The organism is Parvibaculum sp. (assembly GCF_002684405.1).
Classification (GTDB): domain Bacteria; phylum Pseudomonadota; class Alphaproteobacteria; order Parvibaculales; family Parvibaculaceae; genus Parvibaculum.
Window position 1 is genome coordinate 19,305 of record NZ_NYVD01000134.1, and the last position, 23,362, is coordinate 42,666.

At 63.1% G+C, this 23,362-nt stretch carries 20 protein-coding genes; 11 read left to right on the plus strand and 9 right to left on the minus strand.

What is annotated here, in order from left to right:
- Positions 1 to 18: 18 nt before the first annotated feature.
- The 6 genes from cysK to ubiE form a co-directional block, all read right to left on the minus strand.
- Positions 19 to 978 carry a cysteine synthase A gene (gene cysK / locus CMI59_RS12455; RefSeq protein WP_293328578.1) on the minus strand — a complete coding sequence of 320 codons (960 nt, stop codon included), beginning with the start codon at positions 976 to 978 and terminating at the stop codon, positions 19 to 21.
- Between the two features lie 85 nt (positions 979 to 1,063).
- On the minus strand, positions 1,064 to 1,513 hold the full coding sequence (locus CMI59_RS12460; protein ID WP_293328601.1) for an Rrf2 family transcriptional regulator: 450 nt from the start codon (positions 1,511 to 1,513) through the stop codon (positions 1,064 to 1,066).
- Positions 1,514 to 1,560: 47 nt separating this feature from the next.
- Positions 1,561 to 2,022: a dUTP diphosphatase gene (gene dut, locus CMI59_RS12465; RefSeq protein ID WP_293328579.1), complete on the minus strand. Its 462-nt coding sequence runs from the start codon at positions 2,020 to 2,022 to the stop codon at positions 1,561 to 1,563.
- Positions 2,019 to 3,263 carry a bifunctional phosphopantothenoylcysteine decarboxylase/phosphopantothenate--cysteine ligase CoaBC gene (coaBC, locus tag CMI59_RS12470; RefSeq protein ID WP_293328580.1) on the minus strand — a complete coding sequence of 415 codons (1,245 nt, stop codon included), beginning with the start codon at positions 3,261 to 3,263 and terminating at the stop codon, positions 2,019 to 2,021. The genes dut and coaBC overlap by 4 nt, the downstream gene beginning before the upstream one ends.
- 140 nt (positions 3,264 to 3,403) lie before the next feature.
- Positions 3,404 to 5,107 carry an AarF/UbiB family protein gene (locus CMI59_RS12475; protein WP_293328581.1) on the minus strand — a complete coding sequence of 568 codons (1,704 nt, stop codon included), beginning with the start codon at positions 5,105 to 5,107 and terminating at the stop codon, positions 3,404 to 3,406.
- Positions 5,108 to 5,122: 15 nt separating this feature from the next.
- Positions 5,123 to 5,881 (minus strand): bifunctional demethylmenaquinone methyltransferase/2-methoxy-6-polyprenyl-1,4-benzoquinol methylase UbiE, encoded by a 759-nt coding sequence (gene ubiE, locus CMI59_RS12480; RefSeq protein ID WP_293328582.1) that lies wholly within the window; start codon positions 5,879 to 5,881, stop codon positions 5,123 to 5,125.
- Between the two features lie 121 nt (positions 5,882 to 6,002).
- On the opposite strand from ubiE, the gene mutM reads away from it, so the two are divergent.
- The 10 genes from mutM (at position 6,003) to CMI59_RS12530 (ending at position 19,436) form a co-directional block, all read left to right on the plus strand.
- Positions 6,003 to 6,908, plus strand: a complete 906-nt coding sequence (gene mutM, locus CMI59_RS12485) for a bifunctional DNA-formamidopyrimidine glycosylase/DNA-(apurinic or apyrimidinic site) lyase (RefSeq protein WP_293328583.1) — start codon at positions 6,003 to 6,005, stop codon at positions 6,906 to 6,908.
- Between the two features lie 11 nt (positions 6,909 to 6,919).
- Complete coding sequence (locus tag CMI59_RS12490; RefSeq protein WP_293328584.1) at positions 6,920 to 7,330, plus strand: hypothetical protein; 411 nt, start codon at positions 6,920 to 6,922, stop codon at positions 7,328 to 7,330.
- A gap of 36 nt (positions 7,331 to 7,366) precedes the next feature.
- A complete protein-coding gene (locus tag CMI59_RS12495) occupies positions 7,367 to 8,143 on the plus strand; it encodes an enoyl-CoA hydratase (RefSeq protein ID WP_293328585.1) in 777 nt (258 codons plus the stop codon).
- Between the two features lie 200 nt (positions 8,144 to 8,343).
- A complete protein-coding gene (gene rpsT / locus CMI59_RS12500; RefSeq protein ID WP_293328586.1) occupies positions 8,344 to 8,607 on the plus strand; it encodes a 30S ribosomal protein S20 in 264 nt (87 codons plus the stop codon).
- A gap of 667 nt (positions 8,608 to 9,274) precedes the next feature.
- The gene (locus CMI59_RS12505) at positions 9,275 to 9,757 is read left to right on the plus strand and encodes a rhodanese-like domain-containing protein (RefSeq protein WP_293328587.1); all 483 of its coding nucleotides are present in this window, start codon (positions 9,275 to 9,277) and stop codon (positions 9,755 to 9,757) included.
- A 228-nt stretch (positions 9,758 to 9,985) separates the two neighbouring features.
- Positions 9,986 to 11,557 (plus strand): chromosomal replication initiator protein DnaA, encoded by a 1,572-nt coding sequence (dnaA, locus tag CMI59_RS12510; protein ID WP_293328588.1) that lies wholly within the window; start codon positions 9,986 to 9,988, stop codon positions 11,555 to 11,557.
- A 411-nt stretch (positions 11,558 to 11,968) separates the two neighbouring features.
- Entirely contained in the window at positions 11,969 to 13,084 is a 1,116-nt protein-coding gene (gene dnaN, locus CMI59_RS12515; protein ID WP_293328589.1) for a DNA polymerase III subunit beta, read from the plus strand.
- 82 nt (positions 13,085 to 13,166) lie between these two features.
- The gene (recF, locus tag CMI59_RS12520) at positions 13,167 to 14,345 is read left to right on the plus strand and encodes a DNA replication/repair protein RecF (RefSeq protein WP_293328590.1); all 1,179 of its coding nucleotides are present in this window, start codon (positions 13,167 to 13,169) and stop codon (positions 14,343 to 14,345) included.
- A 35-nt stretch (positions 14,346 to 14,380) separates the two neighbouring features.
- Positions 14,381 to 16,837, plus strand: coding sequence for a DNA topoisomerase (ATP-hydrolyzing) subunit B (gene gyrB / locus CMI59_RS12525; protein WP_293328591.1), 2,457 nt, complete (start codon positions 14,381 to 14,383; stop codon positions 16,835 to 16,837).
- A 118-nt stretch (positions 16,838 to 16,955) separates the two neighbouring features.
- Entirely contained in the window at positions 16,956 to 19,436 is a 2,481-nt protein-coding gene (locus tag CMI59_RS12530) for a PBP1A family penicillin-binding protein (protein ID WP_293328592.1), read from the plus strand.
- A 4-nt stretch (positions 19,437 to 19,440) separates the two neighbouring features.
- On the opposite strand, the gene CMI59_RS12535 is transcribed toward CMI59_RS12530, so the two are convergent.
- Both CMI59_RS12535 and CMI59_RS12540 read right to left on the minus strand, forming a co-directional pair.
- A complete protein-coding gene (locus tag CMI59_RS12535) occupies positions 19,441 to 20,625 on the minus strand; it encodes a multidrug effflux MFS transporter (RefSeq protein ID WP_293328593.1) in 1,185 nt (394 codons plus the stop codon).
- 4 nt (positions 20,626 to 20,629) lie between these two features.
- The gene (locus CMI59_RS12540; protein WP_293328594.1) at positions 20,630 to 21,418 is read right to left on the minus strand and encodes a SprT family zinc-dependent metalloprotease; all 789 of its coding nucleotides are present in this window, start codon (positions 21,416 to 21,418) and stop codon (positions 20,630 to 20,632) included.
- Positions 21,419 to 21,521: 103 nt separating this feature from the next.
- Between CMI59_RS12540 and CMI59_RS12545 the strand changes: the two genes are divergently transcribed.
- Complete coding sequence (locus CMI59_RS12545; protein ID WP_363102507.1) at positions 21,522 to 21,959, plus strand: VOC family protein; 438 nt, start codon at positions 21,522 to 21,524, stop codon at positions 21,957 to 21,959.
- A 26-nt stretch (positions 21,960 to 21,985) separates the two neighbouring features.
- Here CMI59_RS12545 and phaZ read toward each other — a convergent pair whose 3' ends face one another.
- A complete protein-coding gene (phaZ, locus tag CMI59_RS12550; protein WP_293328595.1) occupies positions 21,986 to 23,224 on the minus strand; it encodes a polyhydroxyalkanoate depolymerase in 1,239 nt (412 codons plus the stop codon).
- Between the last annotated feature and the right edge of the window lie 138 nt (positions 23,225 to 23,362).

Sequence of the window (23,362 nt, forward strand, 5' to 3'; positions counted from 1 at the left end):
CTTTCAAGGAATGCCGGCTCAGAGCCCGTCGAACAGCGGCGTGGAGAGATAGCGTTCCGCGAAGGAAGGGATGATGACCACGATGGTCTTGCCCTTCATCTCCGGGCGCATGGCCACTTCCAGCGCCGCGGCAATGGCCGCGCCCGAGGAAATCCCGCAGGGAATGCCCTCTTCCTTCGCCACGCGCCGTGCATGGTCGAAGGCGTTCTCATTGCCGATGGTGATGACTTCGTCGATCAGGGCGCTGTCCAGATTGCCCGGCGCGAAGCCCGCGCCGATGCCCTGGATCTTGTGCGGGCCGGGCTGGCCGCCGGACAGCACGGGGCTGTCTTCCGGCTCTACGGCGATCATTTTCAGCTCGGGCTTGCGTGCCTTCAGCACCGACCCGACGCCGGTGAAGGTGCCGCCCGTGCCGACGCCTGAGATCACCGCATCCACCTTGCCGTCGGTGTCGTTCCAGATTTCCTCCGCCGTCGTCTTGCGATGGATTTCCGGATTGGCCGGATTGTCGAACTGCTGCGGCATTACCGAATTGGGGTTCTGCGCCATCAGCTCCTCGGCGCGCGCAATGGCGCCCTTCATGCCTTTTTCCGGGGGCGTCAGCTCAAGCTGCGCGCCCAGCAGCGCCAGCATCTTGCGCCGTTCGATCGACATGCTTTCCGGCATGCAGAGAATGAGCTGATAGCCTTTCGCGGCGCAGACAAAGGCAAGCGCGATGCCCGTATTGCCGGAGGTCGGCTCGATGATGACGGTCTTGTCGTTGATCTTGCCCGCCTTCTCCAGCGCCTCGATCATGGCGACGCCGATACGGTCCTTCACGCTGGCCAGCGGATTGAAGAACTCCAGCTTCAGCAGGATGTCGGCCTGCGCGCCGGCCTCCTTCGCCATCTTGTTCAGGCGCACCAGCGGCGTATTGCCGATCGTTTCGGTGATGTCGTTATAGATGCGTCCGCGTCCTGGCTTGTTTTCTGCGCTCATTGGAGCCTCCCGGGCTACAGCAATTCCAGGAAAAGTGGGAACCGGTTTTCCGTCCGGAATTGCGCTGAATAGATTTTCTAACCGGTTAGATGGTGAAATCGGCGCTGGGCGTCTCGGCGCCCACGCCGGTGGCCTCCGCCTTGCGGCACAGATCCTCGATGGTAACGGCGTCGAGCTTTTCCATGACTTCCGCCTGCACTTCCTCCCAAAGCGGCGCGATCACGCGCTGGCTGAGGGCAGACGGGCTTTCCGTCGCCGGTTCGTCGGACGCTTCCATCGCGCCGACGACGCGAACGACTTCGCCCGCCGTGATGCGCCGCCTCTCCCGCGCCAGCGTATATCCGCCGCGCGGCCCCCGCACGCCTTTCAGGATATTGGCATGCACGAGCTGCTGCATGACCTGCTCCAGATAGCGCTGGGGAATACCCTGTCTCTGGGTGATTTCCTTCGACTGAACGGGGTCGGGCCGCGCATTGATGGCGACATCCACCACGGCTTCCAGCGCCAGCCATGTCTTTTTCGACAGTCTCAGCATAGTCACTCGCCCTCCCTCATTTCATGATCCCTCACGTCGTGCCCCGCTCACTTCGTGCCGGTGGAGCCGAAGCCTCCGGCGCCGCGCTCCGTTTCGTCCAGCGTCTCGACCGGGCGGAGCCGCGCGCGCGTCACGGGCGCAATCACCATCTGGGCGATACGCATGCCGCGGTCGATCGTCACCGGCTCTTCCCCGAGATTGACGAGGATGACCTTCACTTCGCCCCGATAGTCGCAATCGACCGTGCCCGGCGTGTTGAGAACGGTGACGCCCTGCTTGGCGGCAAGGCCGGAGCGCGGGCGTATCTGCGCCTCGAACCCTTCGGGCAGCGCAATGGCAAGGCCTGTCGGCACCATCATCCGCTTGCCGGGCTCCAGCACCGCATGACCTGCTTCGGGCAGGGCGGCGAGAAGATCCATGCCGGCCGCGCCTGTCGTTTCATAGCGCGGCAGAGGCAGGCCTTCGGCATGGTCGAGCTGGCATACCTTCACGTCGATCTCGGGATTCATGTGGCGGACTTCCCTTTTTTGAAATGATCGGCGATACGGTGCGCGAGGCGTCCTGCGACTTCGCGCTTGCTGGCACGGGGCCAGTCTTCCGCGCCCTGTGCGCTGATGATGTGAACCAGATTGTCGTCTCCGCCCATGATGCCGGTGGCGGGCGACACGTCGTTTGCAACGATCCAGTCGCAGCCCTTGCGCTTGAGCTTGTCGGTTGCGTGCGCGATGACCTTTTCGGTCTCCGCCGCAAAGCCGACGACGAGGCGCGGCCGCTTCTTGCCCTTGAGCGAGGAGAGCGTCGCCAGAATGTCCGGGTTCTGTTTCAGCTTCAGATGCAGCCCGTCTTCACCGTTCTTCTTCATCTTCTGGTCGGCGCTGGCTTCGACGCGCCAGTCGGCGACGGCGGCGGCACAGATGGCGATGTCGGCGGGCAGCGCCGCTTCGCAGGCGGCCAGCATCTCATTGGCCGTTTCCACATGGTGCACGCTCACCCCGGCCGGATCGGGTGTTGTCGACGGACCGGCAACAAGAACCGTTTCCGCGCCCAGCGCCGCGAGCGCGGCGGCAATGGCGTGCCCCTGCTTGCCGGAGGAGCGATTGGCGATATAGCGCACCGGGTCGATGGGTTCATGCGTCGGACCGGACGTGACAAGCGCCTTGAGACCCTTGAGCGGCTGGCCGGCGGCAAATGCGGCTTCGCCGAAATGCGCTTCCACGGCCGCGACGATTTCCATTGGCTCCGCCATGCGGCCCGGGCCGAACTCGCCGCAGGCCATGTCGCCCTCATTGGGCCCCACGAAGGAAATGCCGTCGCGCTTCAGCGTGGTGATATTGCGCTGGGTGGCGGCATGCTCCCACATGCGCACATTCATGGCAGGGGCGATCAGCACCGGCTTGTCGGTCGCCAGAAGCGCCGTGGTGGCAAGATCGTTCGCCAGGCCCCCGGCCATGCGCGCCATGAGGTCGGCGGTGGCGGGCGCGACGACCAGCAGGTCGGCGTCGCGGGAAAGCTCGATATGCCCCATCTCCGCCTCGTCGGTGAGGTCGAAGAGATCGGTAAATACCTTTTCGCCCGTCAGGCTGGAGACGGAAAGCGGCGTGACGAATTCACGCGCCGCGCCGGTCATGATGGCGCGCACACCCGCCCCGCGCTCGCGCAGGCGGCGGATCAGCTCCAGGCATTTATAGGCCGCGATGCCTCCGCCGATGATCAGCAGAATGCGTTTGGCCTCGAGAGAACTCTTGTCCACGGTGAAACCCCGTATGGCCTGAGGGTGCTTTCGTCCCGAGAGAGGGACATATCACACTTCCATTGATGGTAATATAGGGTTCCACTGCCGCTATTTGTAGATCGAAATTATTGTTGGAAAGCGGCGTGTTTTTTCAGCCGCTAGAAAATCGCGACCGCCAGAAGGGCGATCAGCGCCCCGGCGATGAGCCAGAGGGCGGGATGGATACGGGACTCGCTCTTGAGGGAGCCGGGGTGAACCTTCACGCCCTGATCGTCCACATTGTCGGCCAGCAGCCTCGTGGCCCGCTCCGCGCGTTCCAGTATGTCCGGCAGATTGGCGAGGACGCGGCCCATCTGCACCGCGCCGGCGGCGGCTTCCTCCAGCCGGTGTTCGGGCGTCGCCTGATCGGTGATCCATTCCTTCACCACAGGCTCGGCGCTCTCCCAGATATTGTGATCGGGGTCGAAATGCCGGGCGACGCCTTCCACCACCACCATGGTCTTTTGCAGCAGGATGAGTTCCGGCCGCGTCCGCATGTCGAATTGTTCGGTGACCTGGAAGAGCTGGGAGAGCAGGCGGCTCATCGAGAGTTCGCCGAGAGACTTGCCCCAGATCGGCTCGCCGATGGAGCGCAGCGCCTGCGCAAAGGCGTGGCGGCTCTTCGTGCGCGGCACATAGCCCGCCTCGAAATGCACGTCTGCGATACGCGGATAATCGCGCAGCAGGAAGCCCATCAGGATGTCGGCGAGGTAACGCCGTTCATGCGGTCCGATCCGGCCCATGATCCCGAAATCGACCGCCACCAATACGCCGTCCGCATCGACGAACAGGTTTCCCTGATGCATGTCGGCATGGAAGAAGCCGTCGCGCAGCGCATGGGTCAGGAAGGATTGGATGACCTGGCGCCCCAGCGCCTTCATGTCATGGCCCGCGTCCACCAGCGCGTCGCGGTCCGATGCCGGAATGCCGTCCACCCATTCGATGGTGAGCACGCGCCGGGCGGTGCGTTCCCAGTCGACGTCGGGGACGCGGAAGCCGACATCATTTGCCGTGTTCTGCGCCATCTCCGAAATCGCCGCCGCTTCGAGCCGGAAATCCATTTCCAGCCGCACGCTGTCGGCCAGCGTCTGCACCACCTCGACGGGGCGGAGCCGCCGCGCGGGCTTGTAGAAACGTTCGATTGTTTCGGCGGCCCAGAAGAAGCTGTCGAGATCGTCGGCAAAGCGCGCTTCCACATTGGGACGCAGCACTTTCACCGCCACGTCGAGCCCCCGATCGGGCGCCGTTTCCTCGGCGGATACGTCCAACGCCTCGACGACCTCCTCCGCCCCGGCCTCATGTGCGGCTTCGATGGGTTCGGCGATGTCTGCCGGGGTCTCCTCCGCGCCGCCTTGCTGGGTTTCGGGCTCGGGCATGGTGCGCGCGTGATGCACCTGCGCGATGGAGGCGGCGGCGATGGCCTCGGAGAAGCTCTCGTAAAGTTCGTCAACCGGCTTGCCGAGATCTTCCGCGATGATCCGGCGCGCCTCTTCGGCGGGGAAGGGCGGAAGCTTGTCCTGCAGGCTGGTGAGGTCGGCGGCGAGATCCGCGCCGATCACATCGGGCCGCGTGGCAAGGAACTGCCCGAGCTTGATATAGGAGGGACCGAGATTGGCGAGCGCCACGGCGAGCCGCTCGCCCACGCTGCCTTCGATATGTTCGGGTTCTTCTTCCCAGGGCAGGCGGATTTTCGCCAGAGGCAGCAGCATCAGCAAAAGCTTCGGCATTTCGCGGCGAAGCTCGAGCGGAAACAGCGCGTCATGGCGCCCGAGTTCGCGCGCGGCCCTGGCGAGCCTGATGCTGTTGCTTATGGCGCGAAACATGGCGCGCGCCTTTCTCTAGAGCCGCCAGCCGGAATGGATCGCGGCGATCCCGCCGGTCAGGGTCCGGTAGCTGGCGCGCGCGAGACCGGCTTCTTCGATCATGCGCTTGAAGGTCTCCTGATCGGGAAAGCGGCGGATGCTTTCGACGAGATACTGATAAGGGTCGCCGTCGCCGGTCACCCATTTGCCGATCCTCGGAATCGCCGCGAAGGAGTAGCTGTCATAGACCTTGTCGAGCAGCGGCACCGGTACCTGCGAAAACTCGAGGCAGAGAAAGCGTCCGCCCGGCTTCAGCACACGGCGCGCATCGGCCAGCGCCTTGTCGATATGGGTGACGTTGCGAATGCCGAAAGCGATCGTATAGGCATCGAAGCTGTTGTCGGGAAATGGCAGTTTCTCGGCGTCGCCGCAGGCGAATTCGCATTTGTCGGCAAACGCCTTCGCCTCCGCGCGGTCCTGCCCCACCATCAGCATGTGTTCGTTGATGTCGCAAACCGTGACCGCGCATCCCTCGCCGCCGCGTTCCAGGAAGCGGAAGGCGATGTCGCCGGTGCCACCCGCCACGTCGATGAGGTGGAAGGGCCGGGCGGTCCGCGGCGGGTTCAGCATGTCGATCATGACCTGCTTCCAGGCGCGATGAAGCCCGCCCGACATGAGGTCGTTCATCAGGTCGTAGCGGCTCGCCACCTGCTCGAACACATTGTGAACGAGCCCGGCCTTGTCGTCCTCGGCGACGGTCTTGAATCCGAAATGTGTGGTCTTGCTGTCGGTCATACTCGCATCTGCACTTGCCCGCCTGGGCGATGGGTTGCGCGCACCATGGCTATGGCCGCGGACCATAGCGGAGCCGGGCGGAAACCGCTACTTTCCTGCGCTTCACGTTAACGGAACGCGTATGCCGGAACTGCCTGAAGTCGAAACCGTCCGCCGGGGCCTTGCCCCTGCCATGGAAGGCCGCGTCATCGCCCGTCTCACCCAGAGGCGCCCCGATCTGCGCTTTGCCTTGCCCGAGGGGTTCGCCGCGCGGCTGACGGGACGCCATGTCTCGCATCTGACGCGCCGGGCGAAATACATTCTCGTTCATCTCGCGCCCCGCAAAGACGATCCCGCCGAAGTGCTGCTCATGCATCTGGGCATGTCGGGACGTTTCACCATTCTCCCGCCCGGTTCGGATGCCGCTTCGCCGGGCGTCTTTCACCACCCTGCGCCCGCCGAGCGAACGGAAGGGGCGAGCTTCGGCCCGCATGACCACATCGTTTTCGATATGGAAGACGGTACCCGCATTGTCTATTCCGACCATCGCCGTTTCGGCTACATGGATCTGATCGCGGAAGACGCACTGGAGGAAAGCCCGCATCTTGCCGCATTGGGGCCGGAGCCGCTGGGCAACGAATTTTCCGCAAAAACCCTGTCGGAAAAACTGAAAGGCAAGCGCACGCCCATCAAATCTGCGCTGCTCGATCAGCGCGTCGTGGCGGGTCTGGGCAATATATATGTCTGCGAGGCGCTCTTCCGTGCCGGTATCTCGCCGCGTCGCCTCGCCATGAATGTGGCCGGCCCCCAACGTAGCGAGAAGCTGGTGCGCACCATTCGCGATGTCCTCACCGAGGCGATTGCCGCAGGGGGATCCACGCTTCGCGACTATGCCCATACCGATGGCGAACTCGGTTATTTCCAGCACAGTTTTTCGGTCTATGACCGGGAAGGTGAAGTCTGTTCAAATCCGGGTTGCGGGGCTACGGTGAAGCGCATCGTCCAGTCCGGGCGATCCACTTTTTTCTGTCCGCGTTGCCAGAAATGACACGCAAGATAATGACACTTCGCCGGATGACCCGCCGCCTCACACATATCCTTGCTGCCCTGCTCGTCTCGATGCTTCTGGCTGCGCCCGGGAGTGCGTGGGCGGATGACGACGGCTTTCTGAGTGCAGTGGACGATATGCCGCTTATGCCGGGCCTGGCGGAAACGGGCGATGGCGGCATCGCCTTCGACAAGCCCACGGGCCGCATCGTGCGCGCCGTGGCAACGGGGGATGTGTCGGAGAAGGATGTGCGCAGCTTCTACATCGGAACGCTGCCGCAGCTTGGCTGGGTGCGTGAAAAGAAGCTCGAACTGATCGGCGATCTCTTGGTCTTCCGCCGCGAACGGGAGCGGCTGGAAATCCAGATCGTGCCCGAAAGCGCCGCACACACCGAAGTCCGGTTCTCCATCGAACCCGATTGATCTTTGCAATACCCCATACGCTGAGGAGAAACTCACATGGCCTATCAGACCATTCTGGTCGAAAAGAAAGGTGCTGTCGGCGTCGTCACGCTGAACCGCCCCGAAGCGCTCAACGCGCTCAACCGGCAGCTGATGGACGAGATGACGGCCGCGCTCGACGCCTATGAGGCCGACGAGCATATCCATTGCATCGTGATCACCGGATCCGAAAAGGCCTTCGCCGCAGGTGCCGACATCAAGGAGATGCAGCCCAAATCCTACATGGATGTCTTCAAGGAAGATTTCATCACCGCCAACTGGGAACGCCCCACGCGCTGCCGCAAGCCGGTCATCGCGGCGGTGGCGGGCTATGCGCTGGGCGGCGGCTGCGAACTCGCCATGATGTGCGACTTCATCATCTGCGCCGACAATGCGAAATTCGGGCAGCCCGAGATCAAGCTCGGCGTGATGCCCGGCGCCGGCGGTACGCAGCGCCTCACCCGTTTCGTGGGAAAGTCCAAGGCGATGGAAATGTGCCTCACCGGCCGCCTGATGGATGCCGAGGAGGCGGAACGCTCAGGGCTCGTAAGCCGCGTCGTGCCGCTCGACAAGCTGCTGGACGAGGCGATGAAAGTGGCCGATACGGTGGCCTCCATGTCGCTCCCCATTGCGATGATGACCAAGGAATCCGTCAATCGCTCCTATGAGACGACGCTTTCTGAGGGTGTGCGTTTCGAGCGCCGCCTCTTCCACTCCATGTTCGCCACCGACGACCAGACCGAAGGCATGGCGGCCTTTGTGGAAAAACGCGAGCCGCATTTCCGCAACAGCTGAGCGGGCGGTGCGACTTTTCGGCGGAAAATGGGCTTTTTTGCCCCATTTTCCCCGGTTGACGAGGGCCGGGCAGGCGCGTATAACCCCGGCTTCCTGAGACGGGTTCCGCTTTTTCGGGCGGCGTCCGCTTGATCGTATAAATGCGCCGGGTTGCGCGCCGGAAACGGCTGATCCCCGGCATGTCCGAAGGTTCTGGAAACATGGCGAATACCGCTTCCGCCAAAAAGGCGATCCGCGTGATCGAGGCGCGTACGGCCGTTAACAAGGCCCGTCGCAGCCGTGTGCGCGGCTTCATCCGCAAGGTTGAAGAAGCGATTGCGAGTGGCGACCGGCAGGCGGCGCAGAGCGCGCTGCAGGCGGCTCAGCCCGAGATCATGCGCGCTGCGCAGAAGGGCGTGATCCACAAGAACACGGCCTCCCGCAAGGTGTCGCGGTTCGCGCATCGGGTGAAGGCGCTCGGCTGAGACCGGTCGTCGCGCCCTGCCGGTTGAGCATCCGGCAGCGCATGCGCGCAAATACTGAATAAGCACTTCCGGTACGCCGGACCGCGGCCTGCGAGACATCGTTTCGCAGGCCGTTTTGTGTCATGGACTCGTGTGCGTATTGTCACACTCTTCGTGTCGCAGATGCGGCAACGCGAAAACGACCGAAATGGTCCCGATTCAAGAAATGCTTGTGCCACAGGGGTTTGTCGCAACGGTATGTGTTTGTTGCGCTCCGCAACCACTGCATGTTGGTGTCAAGAAGCGGTCGTGGCAGACGAAAGTTTTTTGACGAATCGGATTCTTTGGCTTGCCTCTCCGGGGGCCTCTCGGTATGTTTAATGACCTCGGAGGGCCCACATGAATACTGAATTTCGAGCGGGTTTTATAATAAAAAATCCTGGTTTTCAGTATTCGCGGACTCGGTCACGAGATAAATTATAGTATCCAGGCAGATAGCAGATCCCTGCGGGGCGCGGTTTTCAGGACAGCGCCGTCGGGAAGCTTGTATCCGGAACGTCTCCTTGAACCTCCGGCGGGGACCGGCGGTTGAGGAATACGCAGAAGGGTGAGGCGCGGGCTTTCCGGTTTCCGGGATCCTGTCGGCTCTGGAGCGGGGTGATGGCGCGACGTGCCTGAAGGGGATTCGATGTCGGAAGCGGGCGGCGGGAAAGAGGCGGTCCAGCCTGAGATTTTGCCTGATACAGATGCGGGATATGCCGGCGATGTGACGCCGGCGGAAGCCTGGCGGGTATTGACGGAAAATCCGAAGGCACTGCTGATCGATGTGCGGACCAGGGCCGAATGGGCCTTTGTAGGCCTGACCGATCTTGCGCATCTCGGCAAACAGCCGGTTCTGATCGAATGGGTCTCCCAGCCGGATATGACGCGCAACCCGGAATTCGAGAGCCATGCCGCCGAAGCCATTTCGGAGGCGGGCGGCGATGTGCCGGTTTTCTTCCTGTGCCGCTCGGGCGCGCGCAGCAAGGCGGCGGCCATCGCGATGACGGAGCGGGGCTTTGGCCTTTGCTACAACGTCGACAGCGGTTTTGAGGGCGATCTCGATGACGATCGCCACCGGGGACGGCGGAACGGCTGGAAGGTCGCCGGTCTGCCCTGGATGCAGAGTTAGCACACCGCGGAAGGGGGTCGGTGCCGCCCGGCATCGGATCTGCGGAGTGTTTGGGGGCCGGGCCTTTTCGGACCGGTTTTAAAAAGATGGGGCGCCCGGTCGGGGGCTCCGGCGGTTGAGGCAGACATCGTGGCGAATGAAGCGGAAAACAGCCGGCAGTTCAAAGAAGCCGGTGGGCCTCGTGGGGACGGTGGCAAGGCGGAAGGCGGTGAAAAGGGGATGCGGCCAATGGATACGAATATGGGAACGATGGAGTCCGGTCCGGTTGTCCGCAATGTGACGGAGGCAAGCGAGCCCGCCGCGGCGGCGAATATGGACAGCGCCGCGCTTGCCCAGCAATGGCATCGCATTCGCGCGCGTCTGAAAGCCGAAGTCGGATCCGCGACATTCGATAGCTGGTTCAAACAGCTCGAACTGGTCGGCGTGAATAATGGTCGGGTGCTGCTGTCGGTGCCGAGCCGTTTTCAGCGCGACTGGATCGTTTCCAATCATGCCGACCGTCTGGCGAAGCTCTGGACGCAGGAAAATGTCGCACTCGGCCGTGTCGAAATTCTGACGGCGGGCAGCGTCGTTCCGGAAGCGGTGGCGCGCGCGCCCGAACCCGAAGCCGGCAATCATGCAGAAACAGTGCGCAACGAAGAAGTGCCTGCCGTGCAGGCATCCCCGGCGCCGGCTGCTCCCGCGGCGCCCACCGCCTCGCCCGGAAAACTGCAATTCGAGGTACCTGCGGGCTTTGAAGATGCAGGCGTCGGCGCGCCGCTCGATCCGCGTTTCACCTTTGACGCCTTTGTTGTCGGCAAGTCGAACGAGCTGGCGCATGCCGCCGCGCGCCGCGTGGCCGAGGCGAGCGATGTGAGCTTCAACCCGCTCTTCCTTTATGGCGGCGTGGGACTGGGCAAAACGCATCTGATGCATGCGATCGCCTGGGAAATCCGCAACAAGCAGCCCGAGCGCAAGGTGCTGTATCTCTCCGCCGAAAAATTCATGTACCAGTTTGTGCGGGCGCTGCGTTTCAAGGACACCATGGCCTTCAAGCAGCAGTTCCGTTCGGTGGACGTGCTGATGATCGACGACGTGCAGTTCATCTCCGGCAAGGATTCCACGCAGGAAGAGTTCTTCCATACCTTCAATGCGCTGATCGACCACAACCGCCAGGTGATCATTTCCGCCGACCGCTCTCCTTCCGATCTGGAGGGGATCGAGGAGCGCATCCGCTCGCGGCTTGGCTGGGGGCTGGCGGCGGACATCCATCCGACCGATTACGAGCTGCGCCTCGGCATCCTGCAGGCCAAGGCCGAGGAGATGATCCAGCGCAACGGCCCGATCGAGATCCCGCAAAACGTGCTGGAGTTTCTCGCCAACCGGATCGTGTCCAATGTGCGCGAGCTGGAAGGTGCGCTGAAGCGCGTGGTCGCCTATGCCTCGCTGGTGGGTCGCCCCATCACGCTGGATATGGCGCAGGACGTGCTGCGCGACCTGTTGCGCTCCAACGACCGCAAGGTGACCATCGAGGAGATCCAGCGCCGCGTGGCGGAGTATTTTAATGTCCGCCTGTCGGACCTTCTCTCTGCCCGCAGGGCCCGCGCCGTCGCCCGGCCGCGCCAGATCGCCATGTATCTCTCCAAGCAGCTCACCACCCGCTCCCTGCCTGAAATCGGGCGTAAATTCGGGGGCCGCGACCACACCACCGTCATTCACGCAGTGCGCAAGGTGGAGGAACTCCGGCAGGTCGATTCCGGTCTTGAGGAGGATGTGGACCTGCTTCGGCGCATGCTGGAGGGCGGTCACAGCCCGAACTGATCGCAGGCCTCGAAAAGGCCAGCGCTTTCAGGCAGTTATAAAGCGCCTTCGGAGCCTCCGAAGGCGCTGAAATGCGTGCATCCCGTCAATCATCTGATATAATTGCGTTGCGAATTTCCGCGGAGTTCCGGCCATGGTCGGAAATGCCGGTTTCGGGGCGCGACAGGGGGCATTTCCACGCCTTCCAGCCTTGCCCGGCAGGGTCCTCCGGTTTCCCGTTCGCATGAGTTTCGGCAGGGGCCGCGGCGCAGCTGTGCCAGCGGCCCTTGGAGTCGATGAACGGCCCGGGCTGGGGGCGGCGAACCCGTCCCGCAACGGGCCGAATGAAAACGGAGCGTCCGGCGCGACCGCATTTAGCGCGCCAGGCCATGGCCCGGGCAAGGGGCCGACAGAGGGGTCCGAAGAGACAGAATGAAAATCACAATTGAACGCGGCGCACTCCTCAAATCTCTCAATCACGTGCAGTCGGTGGTGGAGAGGCGCAACACCATTCCGATCCTTTCCAACGTCCTCATCAAGGCGGAAGACGGCCAGCTTTCCCTGACCGCGACCGATCTCGATATCGAGGTGGTGGAGGCGACCGACACCGATGTCGCACAGGCCGGCGCAACGACCGCGCCCGCTCATACACTTTACGACATCGTGCGCAAATTGCCCGAAGGCGCGCAGGTCGAACTCGCCACCCAGGACGAAGGCCGGTTGCAGCTCACCGCGGGCCGCTCGCGCTTTGCACTTCAGGCGCTGCCGCAGGAAGATTTCCCGACCATGACGGCGGGCTCCCTGCCGCATCGTTTCGAGCTGCCTGCCGAGCATATGCGCCGTCTGATCGACAAGACGCGCTTTGCGATCTCGACCGAAGAGACGCGCTATTATCTGAACGGCATCTATCTGCATGCGGTCGAGGACGGCAAGGCGCCCTCGCTGCGCGCCGTCGCAACCGATGGTCACCGTCTCGCCCAGGTCGACCACGACCTGCCGGATGGCGCCTCGGGCATGCCGGGTGTCATCGTGCCGCGCAAGACGGTGCTGGAACTGCAGAAGCTTCTGGAAGGCGATACGGGTAACGTCTCCATCGGCGTGTCGGAAACCAAGATCCGCTTCGAGTTCGGTGGCGTGGTGCTGACCTCCAAGCTTATCGACGGCACCTTCCCCGATTACGGCCGCGTGATCCCGGCCGACAACGACAAGATGATGGAAGTGGACGGCAAGAGTTTCGCCGAAGCGGTAGACCGCGTCTCCACCATCTCCACGGAAAAGTCGCGTGCGGTGAAGCTCAATCTGGAAGAGGGTCGTCTCACCCTTTCCGTCACCAATCCCGACAGCGGCAGCGCCACGGAAGAGATTTCCGTTTCCTACAGCGCCTCCCCGATCGAGATCGGTTTCAATGCGCGTTACCTGCTGGACATTACCGGCCAGCTCGACGGCGAACAGGCGGTCTTCGCCTTCGCCGATTCCGGATCGCCCACCCTGGTGAAGGACACCGAGGATGCGATGGCGATCTATGTGCTCATGCCCATGCGCGTGTAAGGCCATTTGCGCGCAGGGCCTGGCGCTGTCCAGGGGCAGATTGCGGGAGTAGTGATTGCACCGATCAGGCAGGATGCTTGCCATGTCTTCGACGGACCCGGCCCCGGCCGGGCCTGACGGGACGGTGCGTCCTGCGCCGGAAAGGCTGAGCCTGGCGCGTCTGATCGTGACCGACTTTCGCTCCTATGCGCGCGCCGAACTCGATCTCGATGCGAGCCCTGTCGCGCTCACCGGCGAAAACGGAGCGGGCAAGACGAACCTGCTGGAAGCCGTGTCGCTGCTGTCGCCCGGACGGGGATTGCGCGGTGCGGCCTATGCCGATCTCGCCCGCGCCGACGGCGCAGGCGGCTGGGCGGTCTCCGCGACGCTGCGTTTGCCCGATGGCGACGAGTTGCGCATCGGTACCGGTCAGGAGGCAGGTGCGGAAAAGTCCAACCGCTCGCGCATCGTGCGCATCGGCGGGGTGAATGCCGGGCCATCCGCGCTGGCCGAATATGTGCGCATGGTCTGGCTGACGCCTGCCATGGACAGGCTCTTCGTCGAGGGCGCGAGCGAACGGCGAAAGTTTTTCGACCGGCTGGTCATGGGCTTCGACCCCTCCCACGGCACGCGCGCCAACGCCTATGAGCGCGCGCTGCGCGAACGGAACAGGCTGCTGGCCGACGAGATGTTCGACGATGCCTGGCTGACCGGCCTGGAAGAACAGATGGCCGAACACGGCGTTGCCATTGCCGCGGCCCGCGCCGAGATGCTGGCGCGCCTGCGCGGCGCGCTCGACGCGGCCAGCGAAGACGCTTTCCCCCGCGCGGAAATCGCGCTGGAGGGGGCGCTGGAAGATCAGGTGACGCGCGATCCGGCGGTCGATGTCGAAGACCGTTTCCGGGCGCTGCTGAAAGAGATGCGGAGCCGAGACGCCGGCGCGGGCCGCGCGCTGGACGGACCGCATCGCACCGATCTTCTGGTGCGTCACGCGGCCAAGGATCGCGAGGCGCGGCTTTGCTCCACAGGCGAGCAGAAGGCGCTGCTTATCGGCATGGTGCTCGCCAATGCGCGCCTTCTGGCGGCGCGGGGGCACCAGCCGCTGCTGTTACTTGACGAGGTTGCCGCCCATCTCGACGAGGTGCGACGCGCAGCCCTTTTTGATGAAATTGTTGGCCTGGGTCTCCAGGCTTTCATGACGGGCACCGACCCGTCCCTGTTCGAAGCGTTTGGATCGCGCGCGCAGCATATGCGTGTCGCGGGCGGGCGTATCCACGCTTGAAAGCGCAACGGACCGAAAGACAGAAAGACGAAATCATGAGCGACGTCGAACCGACAAGGCCCGAACGTAACGAAGAAGAATATGGCGCCGATGCCATCAAGGTCCTGAAGGGGCTCGATGCGGTGCGCAAGCGCCCGGGCATGTATATCGGCGACACGGATGACGGCTCGGGCCTGCATCACATGGTCTACGAGGTCGTGGACAACTCGATTGACGAAGCGCTGGCGGGCTGGTGCGACGCGGTGAAGGTGAAGCTCAACGCCGACGGATCCGTCTCGGTTTCGGATAATGGCCGCGGCATTCCCGTGGAGATGCACAAGGGCGAAGGCGTGTCCGCCGCCGAGGTCATCATGACCCAGCTCCATGCGGGCGGTAAGTTCGATCAGAATTCCTACAAGGTGTCCGGCGGTCTGCATGGCGTGGGTGTGTCGGTGGTGAACGCGCTTTCCGACTGGCTGCGTCTGCGTGTCTGGCGCAACGGCAAAGAACATCTCATCACCTTCAAGGACGGCGTGGCCGATGCGCCGCTCGCCGTCACGGGCGATGCCCCGAAGGGAGCGGATGGCGAACCGGTCACGGGCACCGAGATCACCTTCCATCCCTCTTCGGAAACCTTCACGAAAACCGAATTCGATTTCCCGACGCTGGAACATCGTCTGCGCGAACTCGCCTTCCTCAATTCCGGCGTGCGCATCGAGCTGACCGACAACCGCCATGTCGAGGAAAAGAAGATCGACCTCTATTACGAAGGCGGTCTCAAGGCATTCGTGGAATTTCTGGACCGTACCAAATCGCCGCTCGTGCCGGCGCCGATCACCGTGCTGACCGAACGCGAAGGCATCACCGTGGAAGCCGCGCTCTGGTGGAACGACAGCTATCACGAGAATGTTCTGTGTTTCACGAACAACATTCCGCAGCGCGACGGCGGCACGCATCTGGCGGGCTTCCGTGGCGCGCTCACACGCGTGGTGAATGCCTATGCGAGCGAAAGCGGTATCGCCAAGCGCGAAAAGGTCACGATCAGCGGCGACGATGCGCGTGAAGGCCTGACCTGCGTCCTCTCGGTGAAGGTGCCCGATCCGAAATTCTCGTCCCAGACGAAAGACAAGCTCGTCTCCTCGGAAGTGCGCCCAGTGGTGGAAAGCGCGCTGAATGAAGCGCTGTCGACCTGGTTCGAAGAACATCCGAACGAAGCCAAGCAGATTGTCTCCAAGGTTGCCGAAGCCGCAGCGGCGCGCGAGGCCGCCCGCAAGGCCCGCGAACTGACGCGGCGCAAGGGCGCGCTGGATGTGTCGAGCCTGCCCGGCAAGCTCGCCGATTGTCAGGAGCGCGATCCGTCCAAGGCCGAACTCTTCATCGTCGAGGGTGACTCGGCCGGCGGCTCCGCCAAGCAGGCGCGCGACCGCGCCAACCAGGCTGTGCTTCCCTTGCGCGGCAAGATCCTGAATGTGGAGCGGGCCCGCTTCGACAAGATGTTGTCCTCCAATGAAATCGGCACGCTCATCACCGCGCTAGGCACGGGCATCGGGCGCGACGACTTCAATATCGAGAAGCTGCGCTACCACAAGATCATCATCATGACGGACGCCGACGTGGACGGCGCGCATATTCGCACGCTGCTCCTCACCTTCTTCTACCGTCAGATGCCCGAGGTCATCGAGCGCGGCCACCTCTATATCGCGCAGCCGCCGCTCTACAAGGTCCGGCGCGGCACCTCGGAAACCTATCTCAAGAACGAGAAGGCGCTGGTCGACTTCCTGGTCCAGCAGGGCCTGACCGACATGGTGCTGACGCTTGCCAATGGCGACCAGCGCGCCGGACCGGATTTGCGCGAAATCGTGGAAAAGGCGCGTTCCATACGCACCATTCTTGATGGCCTGCCGACGAAATACAGCCACGATGTCGTGGAGCAGGCGGCGATTGCCGGTGCGCTCAATCCGGAAGCGATGCAAAGCCCTGAACAGGCGCAGGAGGCTGCCGCCTATGTCGCTCGCCGCCTCGACATGTTGTCCGAGGAGACTGAACGCGGCTGGACCGGCGAGCCGAGGCCCGATGGCGGCCTCAAGTTTGCGCGTGAAGTACGCGGCGTCCGCGAGGAAGTGATGATCGACGGTCCGCTTATCTCAAGCGGTGAGGCGGGCCGACTTGCAAGTTTCACGGACCACCTGCAGGAAGTCTACAGCAAGGCGGCCACGCTACGGATGAAGGATGGCGATCGCGACATTCGGTCTCCCTCGCAGCTCATCAAGGCGGTTATGGAGGCCGGGTCCAAGGGCAATACGGTGTCGCGCTACAAGGGTCTTGGCGAGATGAACCCGGAACAGCTCTGGGAAACCACGCTCGACAAGGAAGTGCGCTCGCTTTTGCAGGTAAAAATCCGCGAACTCGACGAGGCCGACGATCTTTTCGTGAAGCTGATGGGCGATGTGGTGGAACCGCGCCGCGACTTCATCCGCGAAAACGCGCTTTCTGTCGCCAATCTCGACGTGTGAGCCGTCTTTGGGGCGTCGCCACGTGGACTCCAATCGTTAACAAGTCGTTAACCATCCTTCCCTAGTTTAAGAACGCGCGTTATCTTCTTGATTCACAAGCGTTCGGGCGGCAGGGCGGATGTTTTCACGCAGGAAGAGCCGGCAAGGCAAACGGCGTCCGCCGCGCGGGCAATGGGACGATGATGGCCCGCGCTTCGCACTGCCCGGCCTGAAGCCTGTCCGCATGGGAATCGGCGTGAACGATAACGACACCGCTCTCGACGACGATGACGATGCCGCATGGGATGCTTTCTGGCGCGAGGAAGGCCGAGCGGCCAGGCCGCGTAAGCGGAAGGCGAGCGGCGCAAAAAAAAGCGCCGGCACGAAAAAAACCTCCGAGAAATCGGGGCGCAAAAGTCCGGCGGGTAAAAAGCCGGCCCGAAAGCCCGCTTCCCGATCGTCTTCGTCCCGTTCTCCCGCGAAAAAGAAACCGGCGCGCAGTCGTACCAAGGCCGCTTCCGCACATGCCGCCACGCAAGGCCGCGCTGCTCGCGGTCGCGCGGCCTCGTCCGGACGTAGCTCCGCGGCGGGCCGGCGCGGAGGTGGCGGGCGCGGCGGTGGACGGAGCGGCGGAAACGGCAGGAGCTTCGTCGGCGCGCTTGCCTATTACATGGCCATCGCCGGCATCTGGGTCGGCATTCTTTTCGGCGGGGCGCTGCTCTATTTCGCGATGACGCTGCCCGATACGTCGGGCCTTTACGGTGTCGCCCGTCCGCCCTCGTTGCAGATCGTCGCTGAAAACGGCGATGTGTTGAGCCATCGCGGCGGATTGGGCGGATCCTATATCGCGCTGAGCGACATGCCGCCCTATCTGCCCGAAGCGGTGATCGCCACGGAGGACCAGCGTTTCTACTGGCACTTCGGTATCGACCCCATCGGACTGGTCCGAGCCCTCGTCATCAATCTGCGCGCGGGCCATGTGGTGCAGGGCGGCTCGACCATTACCCAGCAGCTCGCCAAGAATATCTTCCTCACGCCCGACCGCACCATCAGCCGCAAGCTGCAGGAAATGATCCTCTCCGTCTGGCTGGAAATGCGTTTCACCAAGGAAGAGATACTGACGATGTATCTCAACCGAGTTTACCTCGGCGGCGGGGCCTATGGCGTGGGCGCGGCGTCCGAACGCTATTTCCAGAAGCCGGTGCGCGCGCTCAATCTGCCGGAAGCGGCCATGCTGGCGGGCTTGCTGAAAGCGCCCTCGCGCTATTCGCCGACCAATGATATCGGCCTTGCGCGCGAGCGTGCCGCAATCGTCCTGCATAACATGGTGGGCGCGGGCTACATCACGCAGGAAGAAGCGCGGCTTGCCGAAACCAACCCTGCCAGATTGCAGGGATACACCACGGCGAGTTCCATCAACTATTTCGTCGATTGGGCGGCGCAGAGCCTGTCGGACTATACAGGCCGTCCCGAGACCGATGCGACGGTGCACACCACCATCGATCCCGCCATGCAGCGCGCGGCGGATGCCGCTATCGCCAAGGTCTTCGCAACGGATGCGCCGGGTGCGAGCGTGTCTCAGGTGGCGTTTGTCGCCATGACGCCCCAAGGTGCCGTCCGCGCCATGGTGGGCGGGCGAAATTATGCGTTGAGCCAGTTCAATCGTGCCGTGCAGGCCGAGCGCCAGCCCGGTTCAGCCTTCAAACCCTTTGTCTATCTGACCGCCATGCAGCAGGGTTTCGTGCCCGACAGCGAGTTTACCGACAAGCCGGTGACGTATGGCGGCTGGTCGCCCTCCAACTATGAAAACCGTTTCGATGGACGCATGACACTGCGCACGGCGCTCGCGAAATCCGTCAACACCATTGCGGTGCAGGTCGCTCAGCAATGCGGCATTCGCAATGTGATCGCAACGGCGCGCCGTCTCGGTATCCAGAGCGATTTGCCGTCCAATCTCTCGCTTGCGCTGGGCTCGGGCAGCGTCAATCTGCTGGAACTCACCTCCGCCTATGCCAGCTTCGCCAATGGCGGCTTCGGTGTCATTCCGCACGGCATCGAGGAAGTCGATACTGATACTGGTGATCGGCTTTACCGCCGCCAGGGCTCCGGCATGGGCCGCGTCATGGACGACAGAACGCTCGGCTCGATGAACAACATGATGCAGGCCGTCATGATTTATGGCACGGGCCATCGAAACGCGGCGATCGACGGTGTTCCGGCAGGCGGCAAGACCGGCACCAGCCAGGACAGCCGGGACGCATGGTTCGTCGGCTATACGAGCAATCTGGTTGTCGGCGTCTGGGTCGGCAACGACAATGGCTCTCCCATGAAGCATGTCACGGGCGGGACCATCCCGGCGAAGATCTGGCACGACTTCATGGTCCGTACACAAAATATCTCGAAGGCGGGACCGCTCCCCGGCACATGGGCTCCGCCCGCTGCGGCGCCTGCGCCGGCACAGCCGGAAGACAAGCCACACAAATGGGAAGAACCCGGCTTCTTCGAACGGCTGTTCGGCAGCAGCGACGAGAAGGAAGAGCCCTGGTTTTCGCAATCGGCCAATGGCGGCGCGCAACGCGAAAGCCGACTGAAATCGGGCCATCCGGGTAGCTGGCGATAAGAGATCAGGCCCGGCCGCGTCGCGGTATCCATGCGATCGACGCCGCGCCCAGACCCATCAGCGCGATCATGGCCGCCATGGGCCATCCCGTTTCGCCAAGCGTATGGCCGACGATAACGCCGGCAATCGCGCTCGCGGTCGATTGCAGGAAGCCGAACAAGGCCGAGGCCGTGCCGGCGATCTCCGGAAAGGGCGTCAGCGCGCCGGCAATGGCTTGCGGCATCGTCAGCCCGACCGATACGCCGTAAACCATCATCGCGCCGACAAGCAGATACCCCGTCCCGTCGATTGCGAGCGCAGCGACGGCAAGCGCGCCGCCCGTACCGGCGGCCGCCGCCCCAAGTTTCAGCGTTCGCTCGAGCCCGACTTCTTTCGACAGCTTCCCGGCAAGCAGCGTGCCCCCGATATATCCGCCGACGATCAGCGCGAAAGACGCGCCGAACCCGATAGGTGAAAAGCCATAGACTTTCTGCAGCACGAAGGACGCGCCGGAAATGTAGGAAAACATGCCGGCCATGCCGAGGCAGGCGATGATGAGATAGCGCAGATAGACCGGGTTGGAGAGCAAACGCCGGTAATGGCCAAGGATCGCGACGGGTGCAACGCTCTGCCGGAAAGCGGGCGGCAGCGTTTCGGCAAGCCCGACAAGCGTGATGAGAGCAAGGACAGCGCCCGCCGCGCCCAGAAAGATGAAGATGGAGTGCCAGCCAAGCGCTGCCTGCACGACGCCCCCTAGCATGGGCGCAAGGGCGAGCGCCGCGCCCATCGCCGCGCTCATCCGCGCCAGCATCTGCGCGGCGTCTTCGTTCGAATAGAGGTCGCGCACCACCGCGCGGGCCAGCACCACCGATGCCCCGCCCCCCATCGCCTGAGCCAGCCGGAGCGCGATGAGTTGATCGATGTCGGCGGCGAACGCGGCGCCGAGGCTCGCCACGATATAGAGAGCGAAGCCGCCAAGCAGAACGGGCTTTCGCCCGAACCGGTCGGCAAGCGGTCCATAGACGAGTTGCGAACAGGCCATGCCGATCAGAAAGGCGGAAAGCGTGAGTTGCGTTTCGCCGGTCGTCGCCCCGAAATCCCGCTCGATGGAGGGGAGCGAGGGAAGGTACATGTCGGTGGAAAGCGGGCCGACGGCGATCAACGCGGCGAGATAGGCGGTGAAGCTGTGCGCGCCCGGCTTTAGACGCATCGGCTCAGTTGCCGTCGCCGAATTCGCCGGCGAACACGCCGAGCGGTTCGGCGCCATAGCGGTGAAGGCCCGGTCCGCTCGTTTCAAGCCAGCGCTTGGAGGTTTCGTAATTGGGGATCGCCTGGCGGACGAGTGCCCAGAAACGCGCACCGTGATTCATGTGCCGTATATGTGCGACTTCATGCGCGGCGACATAATCGAGGACATGCGGCGGGGCCATGATGAGCCGCCAGGAAAAGGAAAGCGCCCGGCTGGGTGCGCATGAGCCCCAGCGCGTGGTGGTGTCGCGCACCGTAATGCGCGACGGCCGCACGTCGAACTGTTCCGCATGATAAAGCGCACGTTCGTTCAGCTCTGCGCGCGCCTGCGCCTTCAACCAGTCGCCCACGCGTCGCTGCAGGAAGGACGTGGCACCCGTTGCGCGGATTTCGGGCAGGCCGCCTGTCTCTTCCGCATCGACGCGCCAGACCGGTCCGTAACGCCGCCGCATGACCGGATCGGACACATGGCGGATCAGATGATCCTCGCCCTTGAAGGGAACGACCGCCCCGTCGACGAACGGGACGGGAGGCGGAACCTGACCGAGACGTTCGGCAATCCAGTCGCGCTGTTCGCGCGCGAAAGAAAGCGCCTGCGCGAGACTTCTTTTCGACGGTGCGGTCACCTGCACGGAACCGGCGGCAAGATCCACCCGCACGATGATGCGCCGCGCGCGCGGATTATGCCTGATCGCTACAGGCACATTGCGCCCGTTGATCTGCATGTAGTCGATATGAAGCGGAGCCGATTTCACCTGATACTACGTCCCGGCGTGTCGCTGGTTTACTCTGCGATTTGATGAGGATGCGGAAGCGGCGTTATACGCGTCCGGCGCCACGAATCAAGCAGAGCGAATCATGAATAGAATGCCACGTTTTCATCTTGCTTTCCCAGTCGATGATCTTGCCGCGGCACGTGCATTTTACGGAGGCGTTCTCGGATGTCCGGAAGGGCGCTCCGATACGCAATGGATCGACTTCGATTTGCATGGTCATCAGATCGTGGCGCATCTCGCGCCGCGCAGCGCGGCGGAACGACGCGACGCCGCGCATTGCAACGCCGTCGATGGCGACGACGTGCCCGTGCCGCATTTCGGTCTCATCCTGTCATGGGAGGAGTGGCATGCTTTGGCGGAGCGGTTGAAACGGGCCGGTATCGGCTTTGTGATCGAGCCGCATATCCGCTTTGAAGGAAAGCCCGGTGAGCAAGCCACCATGTTCTTCCACGACCCCGCCGGGAATGCACTGGAATTCAAGGCATTCCGCGACGAGGCGCAGATTTTCGCAACCGTATGATCGCTCGGCGCGCATAAGCGCGCCGCTTATTTCCGTTCGGCGTGGAGGCTGGTGAAGGCGCGCACACGAGGCGCGATCTCATTGCGCCAGCGCGATCCGTTGAAAACGCCGTAATGGCCGACGCCGGGTTGTTCCCAATGCGCTTTCATGGCGTCGGGAAGTTTCTTGGTCAGCTTGTGTGCAGCCTTGGTCTGGCCGACACCGGAAATATCGTCCTTCTCGCCTTCCACCGTCATCAGCGCCGTCTTGGTGATGGCTTCGGGGCGGACCTTGCGCCCGCGATGCATGAACTCGCCCTTGGGCAGCGCATGCTGAACGAAGACGGCATCGACGGTCTGAAGATAGAACTCCGCGGTCATGTCCATGACCGAGAGATATTCGTCGTAGAACTCGCGATGCTTTTCCGCGCTCTCGCCGTCGCCATCGACCATATGCTCGAAGAAATCCCAATGGGCGCTGACATGGCGGTCGAGATTCATGGCCATGAAGCCGGAGAGCTGCACGAAGCCGGGATAGACGAGGCGCATGGCGCCGGGGTGCGGAAAAGGCACCGACATCACGACATTGCGCTCATACCATTCTGTGCCGCGCTCCGTCGCAAGGCGGTTCACCTCCGTCGGGCTTTCACGCGTGTCGATGGGACCGCCCATCAACGTCATGGACAGAGGCACATGCGGATCGTCGTCGTCATGCATCACAGCCACGGCCGCGAAGACCGGCACCGCCGGCTGGCAAACGGCCAGCGCATGAACGTCCGGGCCGAGCACATGAAAGATGTCGATCAGGTAGTCGATGTAGTCGTCGAGGTCGAACCGGCCCTTGGACAAGGGCACCATGCGCGCATCCACCCAGTCGGTCACATAGACCTCGTAGTGGGGCAGCATGGTCTCGATGGTTCCGCGCAGGAGCGTCGCATAGTGACCCGACAGCGGCGCGACAATCAGCATCTTGGGCTGGATCGTGTTCTTCATCGCCTTTCGATCACGCTCGAAATGAACGAGCTTGCAGAACGGCTTTTCCCAGACCACGTGCTCGCGTACCGGCACGTTCTTGCCGTCGATAACGGTTTCATGCAGCCCGAAAGGCGGTTTGCCGTAGCGCCGCGTCGTACTTTCGAAGACGTCGATAGCGGCGGCCATCGTCTTGTTCATCTGCGTTTCGGCGAAGGGGTTCAGCGGATGCCTCAGCGCCCAGAGCCCCATTTCGGCCGCGGCCCGGTAGGGCGCGATGGTGGCGTGGTTCAATTCGTAGATGTGGTACAGCAAGTTTTCACCTCTCCGACGTTTCCGCCATTTCGGCCCTCGGCGGGCCCTGTTCTTCATGCTGCAGTGCAATATATCCCTAAAATAGGCGTCTGTGGCGCTATGTCCAAGCGCAATTTTTCCACGGCATGAGCCCAGAGA